Origin of the sequence: Microcoleus sp. S28C3 (assembly GCF_036700785.1) — a bacterium.
In the GTDB taxonomy this organism is placed as follows: Bacteria; Cyanobacteriota; Cyanobacteriia; order Cyanobacteriales; family Microcoleaceae; genus Microcoleus; species Microcoleus asticus.
The window spans coordinates 38436-54295 of sequence record NZ_JAUBPO010000053.1 but is presented as its reverse complement, the minus strand read 5'-3'; the positions used below and the strand labels follow the sequence as shown (position 1 = coordinate 54295).

The window sequence follows — 15860 nt, the reverse complement described above, 5'->3', positions numbered from 1 at the left end:
CCCCTCTCCCCCAGCCCCCAACCCGCAAAGGCCGACAATCCGCGTAGACTTAGAACGCTTAAATGAATTGGTGAATCTAGTCGGAGAATTAGTCATCAACCGTACAAATTTAGAACTTCAAGAATCCGAACTGCGCGGCGAAGTCAAGCGCATCCGCCGCAGTATCCTAGATTTGAACCAATTCGGCGGTCAGTTGCGAGAAGAATACGACAGGCTGAGTTTTGCAGACTGGAGAGGGGGAAACGGTTCGTCTGGATTGGGAAAACTTGCAGCAGCAGAAACAGAATTCCCAATGATTGCTAACGGCAAATCCTCTGTACCCCATGCTCACTTCGATATCTTAGAGATGGATCGTTATACAGAGTTCCACTCGACAGCCGCAGAAGTCATCGAAACTGCCCAAGCAATTTCTCAATCCGCCACCAAATTAGACACCTTAGCCATGAAATTCGAGCGCAGTACGGACCAACTGCGCCGCATAACCGACCAACTGCGCAGCCGCGTCATGCAGTTGCGAGTCGTGAATTTCAGCCGCGCCGTCGATCACTTGCCCAGAGCGCTCCGGGATATGTGCCTCACATACGATAAAGATGTCAACCTGCTGCTAGTGGGAAGAGATACCAAAATAGACGAAAGTTTGCTCGACGCTTTGCGCGACCCCTTAATACACTTAGTGAGAAACGCTTTCGACCACGGCATCGAAATGCCCGAAGTTCGGCAAGCAACCGGCAAGCCCGCCAGCGGTCAAATTGAAATAGAAGCCCGCCACCAAGGCGGCCAAACTATTATTACTGTCGCCGATGACGGCAGAGGCATTGACCCGGAAATCATTCGCCGTAAAATTGTCACAAAGGGTTTGGCGACGGAGGAACAAGCTCAAGAATTTTCCATTGCCGAACTCTACGATTTTCTGTTTTGGCCGGGTTTCAGCACTGCAGAAGGGGTCAGCGACCTTTCGGGGCGGGGAGTCGGGCTCGACGTGGTGCGAACAAATTTGCGGACTGTGCGGGGGACTGTGAAGGTAGACTCTCGCCTGGGAAAAGGTACGAGTTTTATCATCAAACTGCCGCTGCTGCTGTCGATTACTGATGCTTTGATGGTGAAGACCGATCACAATAAAATAGCGGTGCCGCTGGATGCAGTCGAGGAAATTCTGCACATTAAAGCCTCGGAAGTTCACCTTGCCGGCAATCAGCCGATGCTTTGGTGGCGGGAGGAATTTATTCGTTTGGTGAGGATGCAAGATTTGCTCGAATACAGCGTCGTCGCCCCGGATGCCCCCTCTCCTGACCCTTTGACCCTAGAGGAAATTCCCGTCCTGGTTTTGGCTTCTACCGAAGGAATGCTGGCGGTGGCCGTGGAACGGCTGATCGGCCAGCAGGAAATTGTGGTTAAACCTTTGCCGCCACCTCTATCCAAGCCTCGCGGGGTTTTGGGGACTACGATTTTGGGGGACGGGCGCGTGGTGAATATTCTGGATGTGGACGATTTGGTGAGTCAACCTTCGGCAAATAGTTCGATCGCCGCTGTGTCCGGTAAAGTGCAGGAGATTGCGCCGAGTTCGAGTCAGTCACCGCTGATTTTGATAGTGGACGATTCCTATACAATTCGCCAGTTGCTGTCTCTGACGCTGACTCGTGCTCGCTACCGGGTGGTACAGGCTAAAGACGGAGTGGATGCCCTGGAACAGTTGCAAAATGGTCTTGATTGCAGTTTGGCGATCGTGGATATTGAAATGCCCCGGATGGATGGATTTGAATTGTTGCGATCGATCAGATCGACCCAGCAGTTTGCTAATATTCCCGTAGCCATGCTGACATCCCGCAGCGGCGAAAAACATCGGCAAATGGCAATGGAATTAGGCGCAAATCAATACTTCACCAAACCTTACAGCGAGGCCCAACTTTTACAAGCCATCCCCAAATTGCTCCACCACTCAATAATTTAATCCAAAATCTCAAATCTCCACTCAAAGAATCCCTAATCTCAAACAAAACTTATGCAAAAAGTAATTGAGTACGCGAATTATAGAGGGAAGCTACGCAGCAGACGCACCTACTAAAATCAAATAATCTTCAATCTTCAATCTTCAATCAAATAATTTTTCAATCTAAAATCTAAAATCTAAAATCTAAAATCGAATGACTCACGCCAATTACAATCGTCGCTTCCGGAGCCAGAAACAAGGCACTGTTAGAATTACTCCTAAAAAATTTGTTTCCTTTGAACTAGGAAATGTTTACTATGCTGTTCCTATTGAACGAGTGGAGCGGATTGTTAAAAACTTTAATCCCTACGGTCTTTTACCGGGCGGTAATAGTTTAGTGCGACATCAAGAAGAACTGATTACGCTGATTAATTTATCTAAAATATTTCCCAGTGACGGCTCTAGACAGGACTCGAACTACCTAATTGTTTGCATTTTAAATAAGAACGCTCTGTTGGGGATTCCCATTCCTGATATGCCAAAAATTTTGGAAATTTCCCAAGAAAGCTTCTGCGAGATTCCCCAATTGTACCGTCAACAGCAACTGCCTCCGGTAATAGAAAAGTTAATTCGCGCACCTGACGGTTCCGAAGTTTTTTATCTGAATGTGGATTTATTTAGCGAAATGTAGGGTGTTCACTTTTCCAGGTACTATACAATATAAATCGTATTTTAGCCAAAAGTTATTTATTTATGAAAAAACTCACAATAATGTCGATCGCCCTGCTAATTCTTGCAGCAACTGTTGAATTGCCGAAGGTGGGGCTACAACTAAGTGCGATCGGGCAAATAGAAACACCCCAACAAATCCCAACACCCCAACCCATCCAAACACCCCAACCCATCCCAACACCCCAACCAATCCCAACACCCCAACCACAAACACCCCAACCCATCCAAACACCCCAACAAATCCAAACACCCCCAATCCAAACACCCCAACCAAAAGCAGACGACCCCAAAAAGCTCGGCTACGTCTCCCCAGAATTTGCCGAAAATTTCTCCCAGCAACAAATCGACCTAATCAACGCCAACGTCGAAACCCTGCTGCTAACTCAAAGCTGCTCCCGCTGCGACCTCCGAGCCGTAAAATTAGTTAACATTAACTTAAAAAATCCCATCCTTACAGGAGCAGATTTATCAGATGCCAACCTCAGCGGTAGTCGCTTCGAGATATCAGATTTTGTCAACACCAATCTAGCTCGCACAAACTTAAGCGGAGCCGAATTAGTGGGAGCGAGAATCAGCAACGCTAACCTCAGAAAAGCTAACTTGACAAAGACAAATTTAGACGGTGCAGACCTGCGATTTTCCGACTTGAGGGATGCCAATCTTTCCGATGCCAACCTCCGCAATGCTAATATAGATGGCGCTAGTATCGATCGAGCAAGTATGGCCGGAACCACAATGCCCGACGGCCGGAAAAATCAGTAATAGCCTCATTTCCTGGGCGATTGAAATCGCTTCTTATCAAACAAAGTGCGGATGGTGCGCGGACTGAATCCCTTGTTCCCAGGCTCTGCCTCCTTGTTCCCAGGCTCTGCCTGGGAATCAATATCTAGAGGCTCTGCCTCGTTTCCTCGTTTCCTCGTTTCCTCGTTTCCAGTTTCCCTCTTCCGTCTTCCTTCTTCCGTCTTCCTTCTTCCGTCTTCCTTCTGAATCAAACAGCCAAAAACCTCTGAATCACCTCATCGCTTAATTCGCTAGTGCTTCCAGAAGCCACAATTCCGCCTTTTTGCATAGCATAATACCAGTCAGCCTGCCGCACAAAATGCAAATGTTGCTCCACCAACAAAACAGAAATTCCCCTAGTCGCAACTACGCGGCGTACCGCAGCTTCTATATCTAAAATAATAGACGGTTGAATCCCTTCCGTCGGTTCATCCAAAACCAGCAATTTCGGCTCTCCCATCAAAGCTCTAGCAATAGCTAACTGCTGCTGCTGTCCCCCGCTCAAATCACCTCCCAGACGATCGAGCATAGTTTTCAAAACAGGAAATAAATCAAAAATTTCATCAGGAACTTCAGGATTTTTGCTTTTGGTTGGTTTCGCTTCCAAACCTAACAAGAGATTTTCTTTTACCGTCAAACGGGGAATAATTTCGCGTCCTTGAGGCACGTAACCAATGCCCATTTTCGCCCGCTGGTGAGTCAACTTAGAAGCAATAGATTCGCCGCCAAAAGCAATAGTGCCGCCGCGCGGTTGCAGCAACCCCATAATCGTTTTTAGCATAGTAGTTTTGCCCACACCATTGCGACCGATCAAGCAAACCATTTGCCCTGCCATGACGCTTAAATCGACATCGCGCAAAATGTGACTTTCGCCGTAATAAACATTCAAATTAGAGACTTGCAGCATAGTTTTAAATTGGTAATGGGGCATGAGAATTGGTAGCAACTACCAAATAACTTCTTCCTTCTTCCTTCTTCCTGATATCCGTTACATCCGTTACACAATCCGTTGCCGAACTTCCTTCTTCCTGACATCCGTTACATCCGTTACACAATCCGTTGCCGAACTTCCTTCCTCTTACTCTTCCGGTTTTCCCAAATATACCTCAATTACCCGATCGTCATTTTGCACCTCATCCATAGTCCCCTCGCACAAAACCGCACCCTGATGCAACACCGTCACCTGCTGCGCAATTTGCCGCACAAACTCCATATCATGTTCAATTACCAACACCGAATGACTTTCGGCCAGCGAAATCAGCAAATCTCCAGTTAACACCGTTTCCTCATCCGTCAAACCCGCCACAGGTTCATCTACCAACAACAAATCAGGAGATTGAGCCACCAACATTCCAATTTCCAACCATTGCTTTTCCCCGTGAGAAAGCAAACCAGCCGAAACATCAGCTTTAGCAACTAAACCAATTGTTTCTAACAAACCGGCAACCGTGCGTTTTTCAGCAGTAGAAGCAGGCTTGAACAAAGTCGAAAAAACATTTTTAGGGCTGCTGCAAGACAATTCCAAATTTTCGCGTGGCGTTAAATTTAAGTAAACTCGCGGCGTCTGAAACTTGCGGCCAATTCCCAAGCGCGAAATCCTATCTTCCGACAACTTGCGCAAATTTTGTCCCTTAAATAACACCCTGCCCTCTGTTGGCTGCACCTTCCCGGTAATCGAATCGAGAAAAGTTGTTTTCCCCGCACCGTTGGGGCCAATGATAACTCGCAGTTCGCCCGCATCCATGCTGAAATTTAAACCGTTGATAGCTTTAAAACCATCAAAACTAACAGTCAAGTTTTCTATTTCTAATACTTTTCCATTCATAATTAGTAATTAACTCAGTAATGGACAACAACCGATACCCTTTGTAGGTGCGTAACGCAAATCTTCTCCTTATTAACCAGATTTTTTACCCTGCCGTGACACCATATTTTCTACTTTTTGCTGGCCGTTTACTCTAAACTAAAACTGCTAGAACTGCTCGAAATTGGAGGTGGAGTGGCAGCTAAAATGCGTTCAGCTAACTTCGAGAGTGGCAAACTTTGCACGTATACTTTTCCAGGCCCAGTCATCTTTGCCAAAAACAAGCCTTCACCTCCAAATAAAGCATTTTTAAACCCGCCAACAAATTGAATGTCGTAGTCTACTGTGGGAGCAAAAGCTACTAAACAGCCGGTGTCTACTCGCAACACTTCGCCAGCTCCCAAATTTTTCTCAACTATTGTTCCTCCCGCATGAACAAAAGCTAGCCCGTCACCCTGCAATTTTTGCAGAATAAAACCTTCTCCGCCAAAGAAACCGGCACCGAGCCGTTTGGTGAAAGCAACCTCAATTTCAATGCCGTTGGCCGCACAGAGAAATGAGTCTTTTTGACACAAAAATTTACCGCCAAGTTGACCTAAATCGAGGGGAATTACTTTACCTGGATAGGGGGCAGCAAAAGCGACGCGGGCTTTGCGATTTCCGGCGTTGACAAAGGTGGTAATGAAAAAACCCGCTCCTGTCAGCATCCGTTTGAAACCTTGAAATAAGCCGCCGCCTGTAGATGTTTGCATTTGGATGTCGCCTTCCATGTATGTCATGGTTCCAGCTTCAGCCCTGACGCCTTCTTTGGGGTCGAGTTCAATTTCGATGAGTTGCAAATCGTCGCCGTAAATTTTGTAGTCAATAATATCTGCCATATGTTTCCCCTCAAGTTAAAGAACGAAGCTGTTTGCTAAGGATATATAAGTAGGTGGACATATATATTGCGCCTCCTCAGAGAGAAACCCAGCTTTTCCTAAGTCTATTGCGATTGCTTCGTTCGTCGCTGGCTAGTGACATTTATGTATGTCCGCCTACTTATATATACACGATCTTTTTGCCCTCAATGTTCAAGTTCTTCTTTTTCGAGCTGCACTTCGGGGTCTTGTTCCAGCCTGGGGTAAGTAGAGGCGTACCTCGGTCTTCTGAACAGGATGCGGATTTGGTCAAAACCTTGATGTTGCAGCCATCCGACTAAGCCGTCGGGCAGCACTGTGACTACTATTAGGAATAGCGCACCTTGGAAAAATAGCCACACTTCGGGGAATTGTTCGCTCAAGAAACTCTTGCCAAAGTTGACTAGCAGCGCTCCCAGTATTGCTCCTGATAATGTGGCGCGACCTCCGACTGCGACCCAGATTACCATTTCAATTGAAAAGGCAATATCCATTGCTTTTGGTGAAATTATTCCGGTTTGTACGGTAAATAATGCGCCTGCAATCCCGGCTAAACCGGCGGAAATTGCAAAGACTAAAACTTTATATCCTGTGGGATTGTAACCTGAGAAACGCAGGCGCACTTCGTCGTCGCGAATTGCTACTAGCAGGCGGCCGAAGCGCCCGCTGGTCAGCCAGCGGCAGAGGGCGTAAGTTGCTGCTAGAAATAGTATGGTGAGAATATAGAAAATATATTGAGTATTTCGGTCATTTACTGTGGCTCCGAACAAGGTTTTAAAGTCTGTGAGTCCGTTGGTTCCGTTAATGAGTTTTTGCTGACCGTTAAAGAAGTTGAAAAATACTATGGTTGCTGCTTGGGTGAGAATTGAAAAGTAAACGCCTCGAATCCGATTTCGGAATACTAAATAACCCAAAAGTGCGCCCAAAATAGCGGGGATGAGAACTGTTGCTGCTGCTGAGAAGGGAAATGAATAAAATGGTTGCCAAAACCAGGGCAGTTCGGTGACGCCGTAGAGACCCATAAATTCGGGCAATTGGATGCTGGCGGTTGGGGGAATTTGCAGTTTTAGGTGCATGGCGAAGGCGTAGCCGCCGATCGCAAAAAATACGCCGTGTCCGAGACTCAGCAAACCCGTGTATCCCCAAATCAAGTCTATGCCGAGGGCTGCAATTGCTAGTGCTAAAAATCGCCCTAATTGATTGAGGCGAACGTCGGGGAGTATTCCTGGGATCAGCAATATGAATGTGAGGGCGATCGCGCTGACAATTGCCGCTTCTTTTAGCCAGGCTTTTTGATGTTTGTTCTGCATTTTTCGCTACCCTCGCAGGTGTAATTTTTAATTTTCTACCGTCCGCCCTTTTTGCGGGAAAATTCCTCCCGGCTTCACTTGCAGAAAAGCCATAATTAAGGCGAATACCATTACTTTTGCCATGCTGGTTGTGGCGAAAAATGTCAAGAAGTCGGCTAAAGGCTTGACAGGAGCGAACATTATTGCTAAGGTTCCCGAACCGATCAGGTAATTGGCAGTGCCGATCGCCATCGCAGCAACTACAGTCCCCACAATCTTGCCGACACCGCCCACAACCACCACCATAAAGGTATCGACTATATAATTTTGTCCGGTATTTGACCCTACCGAACCGATCAAACTAATCGCGCACCCAGCGACACCTGCCAGCCCCGAACCCAAAGCAAAAGTCAGCGCGTCTACTTGTTCCGTAGGAATGCCCAAACACGCGCTCATGCTGCGATTTTGCGTCACAGCGCGAATGCGAAGTCCCCACACAGAACGCTGCAAAAATAGGTAAATTCCCGCCAAACAAATTCCTGTCAGCGCAATAATAAAAAGTCGGGCGTAGGGCAACTGGAAATTGCCCAGCGGGATGCCGCCGCGCAGCCATGCAGGCGCAGTCACATCCACGTTTTGAGCGCCAAACCAAGGTTTAGTTACTGCGAGTTTGTAAGTTTGCCCTAAAAAGGCACTCACCGCCCAGGAAATACCCAAAGATAAAGGCAAAATTATGGCGATAATTTTGCTGCGAATGCGATCGAAATCCGGGCGCTGCTTCAGCAGTCGCAAACCGCCAAAAAACAGCAAACAAAACACCGCAATCCCAATTACCAGTACCCAACTGACGCTGCGGACAAACTGCTGCAAAATTAAACTTACGCCCCAAGTGGCCAGCAGAGTTTCTAGCGGCCGCCCGTAAAGATAGCGAATCACTCCGCGTTCGAGAATTAATCCTACCAATGCAGCTACTAAAAAAGCTAGGGGAATCGCAAATAAAATATAGGTTTCAAAAGCAAATCCTCCGATACCTTTGAAGACATTTTGCACCACGAAAGTTGTATAAGCCCCGAGCATCATCAACTCGCCATGAGCCATATTAATCACGCCCATCAGCCCGAAAATAATCGCTAGTCCCAGGGCGGCAATTAGTAAAACAGCGCCGATGCTAATGCCATTAAATAAACCGTCTAATAAGCCGATCGCCACTTTTTATCCTCCTATTTTCCTAGAATATTTGGTACAATTCTGTAATGGTAAGGTGGGCATTGCGCCACCAACAAACGCGAGTTTTTGTATAAGCGTAAGGTGGGCACCAGCGCACAGAGCGATGTTTTATGTGAGCTATTAAATCCGGTAAAGGTACGCATTGCGCACCCTAAAGATGCGAGTTTTTGTATGAGGGGAAGGTGCGCCCTAAGCACCAGGAGCGACGTTTTATAGCAGAAGGAAGAAGGAAGAAGGAAGTCGGAAGAAGGAAGAAGGAAGAAGCCGTAATAGCAATGGTTTCAGCGATTAAGAATGTCCTAACCGTCTTGGCGGTTGCTATATGTACACAGTTATGTAAGGGGAAAGGTGCGCGTTGCGCACCCGGAGAGAGTTGAAAATTTCCTTAATTATGTGCTCTTAAATTTGCCGCCTTTTGTGGGGTCTGACCAATCGCAAGAAAAGCCTTTTGTTTCAGCGACAAACTGATTCCAAGGAACCGGCTGCACTGCTTCTGGCGTAGCAAAAGCAATGTTAAACAAACCGTCGTCTCTCACTTCGCCCAAGCGCACAAATTTAGAGATGTGGTGGTTGTTTTCCATCGTAACTTTGCCCTCAGGCGCGTCAAAGGTTTGACCCAAAGCTGCTGCGCGCACTTTTTCCAAATCGTCGGCTGTCCCTGCTTTTTCGACCGCTTGCTTCCACAGGTAAACCATGATGTAAGCTGCTTCCATCGGGTCGTTAGTCACTCTATCGTTGCCGTATTTTGCTTTGAAAGCTTGCACAAATTTTGTATTGGCCGGAGATTCCACTGTCATGAAGTAATTCCAGGCGGCGTAATGACCTTTAAGATATTCTACGCCGATCGCCTTTACTTCTTCTTCAGCAATACTGACAGACATTGACGGATATTTGTCCGGTCCCAAACCTGCACCCTGCAACTGTTTGAAAAATGCTACGTTGCTGTCGCCGTTGAGGGAATTGAAAATGACGCCCCCGTCTGGCAAAGCTGCTTTTATTTTAGTAATAATTGGCGTGACTTCTGTCCCGCCCAAAGGAATGTAATCTTCCCCAACTAATTCGCCACCTTTGGCTGCTAGCTGTGCCTTGATAATGGTATTTGCCGTGCGGGGGAAAACATAGTCAGACCCGACTAAGAAGAATTTTTTGCCTTTATTTTCTAGCAGCCAGTCAACTGCTGGTTCGATTTGCTGGTTCGGCGCTGCCCCAGTATAAAAGATGTTCTTGGAACACTCTTGACCCTCGTATTGTACGGGATACCAGAGCATATGATTTTTTTCTTCAAATACTGGCAATACTGCTTTGCGGCTGGCGGATGTCCAGCATCCGAAGACGGTGACAACTTTATCTTGGTCGATCAATTTTTTGGCTTTTTCGGCAAAAGTCGGCCAGTCTGAGTTGCCATCTTCTACTACTGTTTCGATTTGTTTTCCTAGGACACCGCCAGCTTTATTAATTTCTTCGATCGCTAATTGTTCGGCATCGACAACGCTTTTTTCACTGATTGACATGGTGCCGCTCAAGGAATGCAAAATTCCTACTTTGATCGTGTTTCCACTGCCTGCTGCTGGTGTAGTTCCTGTTGATGTGGGAGAAGTGGCTGGAGTTGCGGTTGGAGTGGGAGTTCTACAAGCTTTGAGAAATAAACTTGATGTTAGGGTAGCAGAACCGTATAAAAGAAATTTCCGCCGATCGAATCGCTTTGCCATTTTTTCTGGTTACTCTTGAATAGATGAGTCAGATGATTGAGAATAATAACACATAGCGACTTGATATTAAGACTAGGCTCATAAGACTGTTGTATGTTTAGCTACAAAACTTATTGTTTTTTACAAAATGAATGCTTTGTGGGGATTGATGGCAACTGCGACAGAAACCCGGCTGATACCATGTTAGATGTAAGATTTTAGATTTGAGCTTCACTGATGAAATAAGGGTTTGGTGCACGGGCATACCGTTCCATTCTGTTCTGAAACCGGGTTTAGACACCAAAATACGTCTTTTCAGCAATTAGTGTGACATTAGAAAGCGGGTTTCTTTACATAAATTATCTTATTGATGCTACGAGTTAGTCAGAAACCGGGTCGATCGCACAACATAGAAACCCGGTTGCTCGCTCTCAACAGGTTATTGATGCTAGAACTTAGGCACCAACCGGGTCGATCATCGCCCAACATAGGCTTGTATCAAAGCAGGTGACGATCGCACTTCGCTTTGAGCTCAAAGCGAAGTGCGATCGTCACTTGTAGAAATGCCCCTGATTTATGGAGAATAGCGGACTCGAACCGCTGGCCTCTGCGGTGCGATCGCAGCGCTCTACCAACTGAGCTAATTCCCCTGATTGAGTTTTAATTTAGCATTCTAGATGCGGGATTGCCGAATCTAAAAGGCTTACAAGTTTTGCTCGCTCTCACGTTCGCAGACCGTCACCTACGTTAGCACGTAACTGCTAAAAACGTCAAGTGTTTTGCGCAGCCGGCTCAGTGGGGGCGATCGAGCAAAGTTCCGCCACTCTGTCCAACTCTAAATCAGCAAAATAGTCCACCGTCCAATTAGCTTGGCGCTGGATCATGTGAAATGGGTAAGTGTGAGTCACCCCCGCTACCTGAATCCCCGCTTTTTTCGCCGCTTCAATCCCTGCAAAAGTATCTTCTATCGCCAAACACTCGATCGGTTGCAGGTTAAATTCGGGATATTTCTGGTTGAGAAGTTCCACAGCCAATAGATAGCCGTCGGGTGCTGGTTTGCTCGCCTTCAAGTCGTCGCCTGCGACAATTAACTCAAAGTTTGCTGCCAAACCGGCCCGATCTAACACCAATTCTATATCCGATCGCATTGCCCCACTAACTACGGCCATTTTCAGTCCGGCGGCCCGAATTTTGGCAATAAATTCTGTCAAACCGGGATAAATCGGCAGTTTCTCCAAAGTATTTATTTGAACTTTGTAAGCTTCGGCCTTGCGCAGCAGCAGCCGAGCGAGGTATGTTTCTGTCAAAAATCGTCCCCGGCGCTCGAGCAGTGCGGTAATGCAAGCGCGATTGCTCCTTCCCAAACAAACTTCTCGAACCTCCCCACGTTTGAGCTGGAGATTTTCATCCAGCATCAATCGATCGATTATTTTCTCGTGAATCGGCTCGTCATTAACAATCACACCATTAAAATCAAATAAAACTGCTTTTAGAGTCATTAGAAGAGGGAAGAAGGAAGAAGGAAGAAGGAAGAAGGAAGAGGGAAGAAGGAGGAAGGAATAAATAAGTTCTACCAATTATTAAAAGTAACGTGACACATAAATTGTACGCGAGCATCTGTACGGACACGGCATTGCCGTGTCCTTACCGTCCGCTTCGACTGTTAATAATTGGTATAAGATTGAGGATTGTAGCAAGACTTTTTTAAATTGGTATTAGTAACAATAAATCAAGCGGGAGCTGGTATGCCTGGTAAATCGCCACCCAAATCAGGAGCTCGATCGATAGGATTCCACCCCGCCGCCACCCGCACCTGTTCCAAATCTTCCCCAGGCAAAGGTTTCACACCCTGCGTTACCTGATTTACCCACCAGTGTTCGTGAGTTTGCACCGCCGCGAATCCAGCCGCCCCCACCCAAGCATCGAGGCTGCCAGCGGCGTAAGACTTAATATAAGGCTCTTCAAAGATATCAGCCAGCCACTCTGTCTGGCGCAAAGTTTTTTGGTTTCCGTCCAAAATTGCCACTTGTCCCCCAACCTTCAGCAGTCGGAAGCTTTCTCGCAAAATTGCCCGCGATACAGCAGGTGGCGTTTCGTGAAACAGCAAGGAAGCTGCGACTAAATCGAAGCTGGCATCGGGAAAAGCAACGCTTTCGGCATTTCCGTGCAACCACTCGATTTTTAAGCCGGCTTTTTGGGCTTTAATTTCGGCAACTACCAGCATATAAGGCGACAAGTCCAGGCCGACAACTTCCGCTTCGGGAAAAGCCTGCTTGAGCATGAGTGTTGTCGAACCGGTGCCGCATCCCAAATCGATAATTCGGCGCGGTTTCACCCGCACAGCGTCTATTAAGCCTTGCCTGACTACTGTTTCGTGGGGAGGCAAAACATATTGCGTGATTGGATCGTAGGAAACGGCGGCACTGGGGTTGAGGTAGCCACCTTTAATGCCGTGAAAGTTTTGGCTGCTGTAATATTCGGGATAAACTAGGTCGGGTTGTCGGTAGCGATCGCCCGCTTTTTCCCAGTCGATACCTTCGTAGAGTCGTTTCAGTGCTTCTTCGTCGATCGCCAGTCGAATCAAGGGCGACAAAAAGCGCTCGAAAATTGTATCCTTGCCAACAGCCATAAAACTCCTTTAACAAAAACTATTCTAATTTTAGCCAAAGGCCGTCAACTTAGCATTCATTAAAACTGTTTGTCCCCTCTTCCCTCTTCCCTCGAACCTCTATCCCTTACCTCGGTTACAAACTCCGTGGGCTTCCCTTCCCACTTCCTCCTGATACCACTTTCCAAAAATAATGCAACTGTAGATAATATCCAAAACCTTGTATTATAGGCATTCTCAAATTTAAAATCTAAAATCTAAAATCTAAAATCTAAAATTATCTTACTTGCCGTTACTAATAGGAATTTTTACCAAAAACTCCGTGCCACCGCCCGGAGGTTTAGAAATTTCGATGCTGCCACCGTGTCCGTCCACTACAATTTTGTAGCTAATTGCTAACCCCAAACCAGTGCCTTTGCCCACGGGTTTGGTAGTAAAAAATGGGTTATAAATTTGGTCTTTAACGCTGTCTGGAATGCCGGGCCCGTTGTCTGCGATCGCCACTTTCAGAAATTTACCGCCATTTTCGCGAACTACTCCCGTGGAAATTGTAATGATTTTATCCAGGCGATCTATCTCGTTCAAGGCATCGATCGCATTGCTCAGCAAGTTCATAAACACCTGATTGAGCTGAGACGGATAGCACTCGACTAAAGGCACTTTTCCGTATTTCTTGACTATATAAATTCTATTTTTGAGGCGATTGGAGAGCAGCAACAAGGTATTTTCCATACCTTCGTTAATGTCCGCCAGCTTTTTGTCAGATTCATCGAGGCGAGAAAAGTTGCGCAAAGAAAGAACTATGCTGCGAATGCGTTCAGTTCCTATTTTCATAGAATCCAATATATGCGGCAAATCTTCCTCGATAAATTCTAACTCAATTTCTTCTACAAAATCTGCGATTTCCTGGGGAACCTCTGGGAAGGTTTGTTTGTATAAACTCACCAAGTCTAACAAATCTTTAGTATATTTGCTGGTGTGAGGCAAATTAGCGGAAATGAAGTTAACAGGGTTGTTGATTTCGTGGGCTATTCCGGCCACCATTTGACCTAATGATGACATTTTTTCGCTCTGCACTAAATGAGTTTGAGTTGTTTTCAGTTCATTTAAGGCACTATTGAGCCGTTTTATTTGGTCTTGGGTTTGACTGTAAAGGTGAGCTTGAGTAATTGCGATCGCCAATTGGTCTGCCACAGCTTTTAACAGTTGAATTTCCTCCTCGCTCCACAGCCAATGAGTAGCGTGGCTGCAAATTAAATAACCCTGCGGCTGGTTCTGAGTCTGAACAGGTACGGCTAAATAGCTATTAGCTTTAAATTCGATATGTTGAGCTGCACACTCCGCCAAAGTGTCGCTCGAAAGAATAATTGGTTCGCTTTGACCGCTCCGTACTAACACATTTTCGATAAAGTAAGGATCAAACTTTATGGCTGGTGTCGGAGAATCCGATTGGCAAGATTCCGACATAATTTTTAACATTTTGTTTTGCGGTTCGTACCAACCAAACGCCGCCCGTTCTAAATGCAGCAAACTTACTATTTCTTCGACTGTACTTTGCACGATTTTGTCTAATTCTAGGGAAGCCCGAATGCGTCCGGCAATCCGGTTGAGCATCGCTTCTCGCTCCGCTTGAGCGCGATTGTTTTCGGAAGAGTAAATTAGCCAAATTGCTGCTAGCATTGCCGGGCCGAGCAGTCCGGCGACTACAGATGTCAGCAAATTTAATGCTTGCAGTTGGGATTCAATATTTTCGCGGGGAATTACTAAAGCCATCGACCAGTTAACTTCCTTGAGGGGAGCATAGGCCACATACACCCATTTGTTATCTATTTTTACCAGTTCGATGTTCGTCTGGCGATCGATCATCTGCCGCGCAATTGTGGAGAGTGCGGGGTCTTGTGAGTGTAAAAAGCTTGGGGCCGGCCGATCGATATTTCCAATTAAGTTAGTGTTGGGATGAACAATTGGCACTCCTTGTGAATTTATCGCAAAAGCATAACTTTCGGAACCGTACTGCAAGCTGTTAGCCACAGATGCTACTCTGTCTAATTTTATAGCGCCTGCGAGCACTCCAATTACTTTATTGGAACCGGGAGGCAAGGGCCAAATAGGAGCTGAAATGATGATGGTCGAAACTTTTGTACTGCGGCCGATCAGCGGGTCGGAAACGTTGACATACCCTGCCATTGTTGTGCGAAAGTGTTGGCGGTCTTTGGTGTTTCCGCGGTTGCCTAAAGTGTTGATAAATGAGCCGTCGGATTGAGTTAATGACAGGATGAAATACTCTTTTAATCTGTATATTTCTCCTTGCAACCGGGGCTCGACTAATTGCCAATTGAGAGTCCGAACCGTAGGATCGTAAGCAATGGTTTCTATTTCTGCTTTGCGGCTGCTGAGCCAGCGGTCGATTTCGTCGGTGCCTTTTTCTAGTTTTAATAGTGCTATTTGCTTTAAATTGTCGAGGATTAGTCCGCGCACAAAAAAATAGCTGATGCAAGCAGTTGTGCTAATGGTTAAAGCCGTGGTGGCCAGAATTAGCAGGGTCAGCAAATGGCGGCGCTGCCGTCTGTGCTGCCAAAGACTGTGCGCTTGTTGCCACCCTGATTGAGCAGAACTGCTGATGTTGTCCCAAAAGCGGCGCAGCTTTTTTGTTGGGTGCGGCGGCGCAGACATAGATCTGGCTTGATTTGCTGGGTTTTGCATCATCAAATGTTCCCTCAGAGTCAAATTCATCAAACGGCATTCTTCCTTGGTCCTTCGGCAGAATTAATATCAGGCAAGTAGTGACACCAGTTTAAGAAAAGAATGCAACTGTAGCCGAGATAAAAACGCTAGTAGTGATTAGTTATTCCCAATTCTTCAATCCTTTAATCTCAAGTCTAAAATGGTATGATTTGCATTCCTGACTG

Annotated in this window: 15 protein-coding genes and 1 tRNA gene; 4 read left to right on the top strand and 12 right to left on the bottom strand. The window is 46.4% G+C overall.

Annotated features, from left to right (window positions below; all coding sequences use genetic code 11):
* From QUA13_RS17120 to QUA13_RS17110, 3 genes are all read left to right on the top strand, one after another.
* Positions 1-1948: hybrid sensor histidine kinase/response regulator (locus tag QUA13_RS17120; protein ID WP_333200338.1), on the top strand; the 1948-nt coding region annotated here is incomplete at its 5' end.
* A 193-nt stretch (positions 1949-2141) separates the two neighbouring features.
* The gene (locus tag QUA13_RS17115; protein ID WP_333200337.1) at positions 2142-2618 is read left to right on the top strand and encodes a chemotaxis protein CheW; all 477 of its coding nucleotides are present in this window, start codon (positions 2142-2144) and stop codon (positions 2616-2618) included.
* Between the two features lie 62 nt (positions 2619-2680).
* Positions 2681-3421, top strand: coding sequence for a pentapeptide repeat-containing protein (locus tag QUA13_RS17110; RefSeq protein ID WP_333200335.1), 741 nt, complete (start codon positions 2681-2683; stop codon positions 3419-3421).
* Between the two features lie 5 nt (positions 3422-3426).
* Here the strand turns inward: QUA13_RS17110 and QUA13_RS17105 are convergent, their stop codons facing one another.
* The 7 genes from QUA13_RS17105 to QUA13_RS17075 all read right to left on the bottom strand — a co-directional run bounded on the left by QUA13_RS17105 (position 3427) and on the right by QUA13_RS17075 (position 8631).
* Positions 3427-3651 carry a hypothetical protein gene (locus QUA13_RS17105; protein ID WP_333200333.1) on the bottom strand — a complete coding sequence of 75 codons (225 nt, stop codon included), beginning with the start codon at positions 3649-3651 and terminating at the stop codon, positions 3427-3429.
* On the bottom strand, positions 3648-4346 hold the full coding sequence (gene urtE, locus QUA13_RS17100) for an urea ABC transporter ATP-binding subunit UrtE (RefSeq protein ID WP_333200331.1): 699 nt from the start codon (positions 4344-4346) through the stop codon (positions 3648-3650). Before urtE ends, QUA13_RS17105 begins: the two co-directional genes overlap by 4 nt.
* A 4-nt stretch (positions 4347-4350) precedes the next feature.
* Positions 4351-4494: a hypothetical protein gene (locus tag QUA13_RS17095; protein WP_333200329.1), complete on the bottom strand. Its 144-nt coding sequence runs from the start codon at positions 4492-4494 to the stop codon at positions 4351-4353.
* Positions 4495-4517: 23 nt separating this feature from the next.
* Positions 4518-5264 (bottom strand): urea ABC transporter ATP-binding protein UrtD, encoded by a 747-nt coding sequence (gene urtD / locus QUA13_RS17090; protein WP_333191054.1) that lies wholly within the window; start codon positions 5262-5264, stop codon positions 4518-4520.
* Between the two features lie 128 nt (positions 5265-5392).
* The gene (locus tag QUA13_RS17085; RefSeq protein ID WP_172188197.1) at positions 5393-6121 is read right to left on the bottom strand and encodes a TIGR00266 family protein; all 729 of its coding nucleotides are present in this window, start codon (positions 6119-6121) and stop codon (positions 5393-5395) included.
* Positions 6122-6306: 185 nt separating this feature from the next.
* The gene (gene urtC, locus QUA13_RS17080; protein WP_333200327.1) at positions 6307-7449 is read right to left on the bottom strand and encodes an urea ABC transporter permease subunit UrtC; all 1143 of its coding nucleotides are present in this window, start codon (positions 7447-7449) and stop codon (positions 6307-6309) included.
* Between the two features lie 27 nt (positions 7450-7476).
* Positions 7477-8631: an ABC transporter permease subunit gene (locus tag QUA13_RS17075; protein WP_333200342.1), complete on the bottom strand. Its 1155-nt coding sequence runs from the start codon at positions 8629-8631 to the stop codon at positions 7477-7479.
* 206 nt (positions 8632-8837) lie between these two features.
* Between QUA13_RS17075 and QUA13_RS17070 the strand changes: the two genes are divergently transcribed.
* Positions 8838-9032 (top strand): hypothetical protein, encoded by a 195-nt coding sequence (locus QUA13_RS17070; protein WP_333200325.1) that lies wholly within the window; start codon positions 8838-8840, stop codon positions 9030-9032.
* A 12-nt stretch (positions 9033-9044) separates the two neighbouring features.
* On the opposite strand, the gene urtA is transcribed toward QUA13_RS17070, so the two are convergent.
* The 5 genes from urtA to QUA13_RS17045 all read right to left on the bottom strand — a co-directional run bounded on the left by urtA (position 9045) and on the right by QUA13_RS17045 (position 15657).
* Entirely contained in the window at positions 9045-10364 is a 1320-nt protein-coding gene (urtA, locus tag QUA13_RS17065; RefSeq protein WP_333200323.1) for an urea ABC transporter substrate-binding protein, read from the bottom strand.
* A 556-nt stretch (positions 10365-10920) separates the two neighbouring features.
* Positions 10921-10993, bottom strand: a tRNA-Ala gene (locus tag QUA13_RS17060).
* Positions 10994-11113: 120 nt separating this feature from the next.
* Positions 11114-11842, bottom strand: coding sequence for an HAD family phosphatase (locus tag QUA13_RS17055; RefSeq protein ID WP_333200321.1), 729 nt, complete (start codon positions 11840-11842; stop codon positions 11114-11116).
* 230 nt (positions 11843-12072) lie between these two features.
* Positions 12073-12972 carry a methyltransferase domain-containing protein gene (locus QUA13_RS17050; protein WP_333200320.1) on the bottom strand — a complete coding sequence of 300 codons (900 nt, stop codon included), beginning with the start codon at positions 12970-12972 and terminating at the stop codon, positions 12073-12075.
* Between the two features lie 261 nt (positions 12973-13233).
* On the bottom strand, positions 13234-15657 hold the full coding sequence (locus QUA13_RS17045) for an ATP-binding protein (protein ID WP_333200318.1): 2424 nt from the start codon (positions 15655-15657) through the stop codon (positions 13234-13236).
* Between the last annotated feature and the right edge of the window lie 203 nt (positions 15658-15860).

What these genes read in the sequence shown, in the direction of transcription:
- urtE (WP_333200331.1), bottom strand. Translation starts at nt 4,346, where the DNA reads ATGCTGCAAGTCTCTAATTTGAATGTTTATTACGGCGAAAGTCACATT.
- QUA13_RS17045 (WP_333200318.1), bottom strand. Translation starts at nt 15,657, where the DNA reads ATGATGCAAAACCCAGCAAATCAAGCCAGATCTATGTCTGCGCCGCCG.
- QUA13_RS17050 (WP_333200320.1), bottom strand. Translation starts at nt 12,972, where the DNA reads ATGGCTGTTGGCAAGGATACAATTTTCGAGCGCTTTTTGTCGCCCTTG.
- QUA13_RS17110 (WP_333200335.1), top strand. Translation starts at nt 2,681, where the DNA reads ATGAAAAAACTCACAATAATGTCGATCGCCCTGCTAATTCTTGCAGCA.
- urtA (WP_333200323.1), bottom strand. Translation starts at nt 10,364, where the DNA reads ATGGCAAAGCGATTCGATCGGCGGAAATTTCTTTTATACGGTTCTGCT.
- QUA13_RS17115 (WP_333200337.1), top strand. Translation starts at nt 2,142, where the DNA reads ATGACTCACGCCAATTACAATCGTCGCTTCCGGAGCCAGAAACAAGGC.
- urtC (WP_333200327.1), bottom strand. Translation starts at nt 7,449, where the DNA reads ATGCAGAACAAACATCAAAAAGCCTGGCTAAAAGAAGCGGCAATTGTC.
- urtD (WP_333191054.1), bottom strand. Translation starts at nt 5,264, where the DNA reads ATGAATGGAAAAGTATTAGAAATAGAAAACTTGACTGTTAGTTTTGAT.
- QUA13_RS17055 (WP_333200321.1), bottom strand. Translation starts at nt 11,842, where the DNA reads ATGACTCTAAAAGCAGTTTTATTTGATTTTAATGGTGTGATTGTTAAT.
- QUA13_RS17085 (WP_172188197.1), bottom strand. Translation starts at nt 6,121, where the DNA reads ATGGCAGATATTATTGACTACAAAATTTACGGCGACGATTTGCAACTC.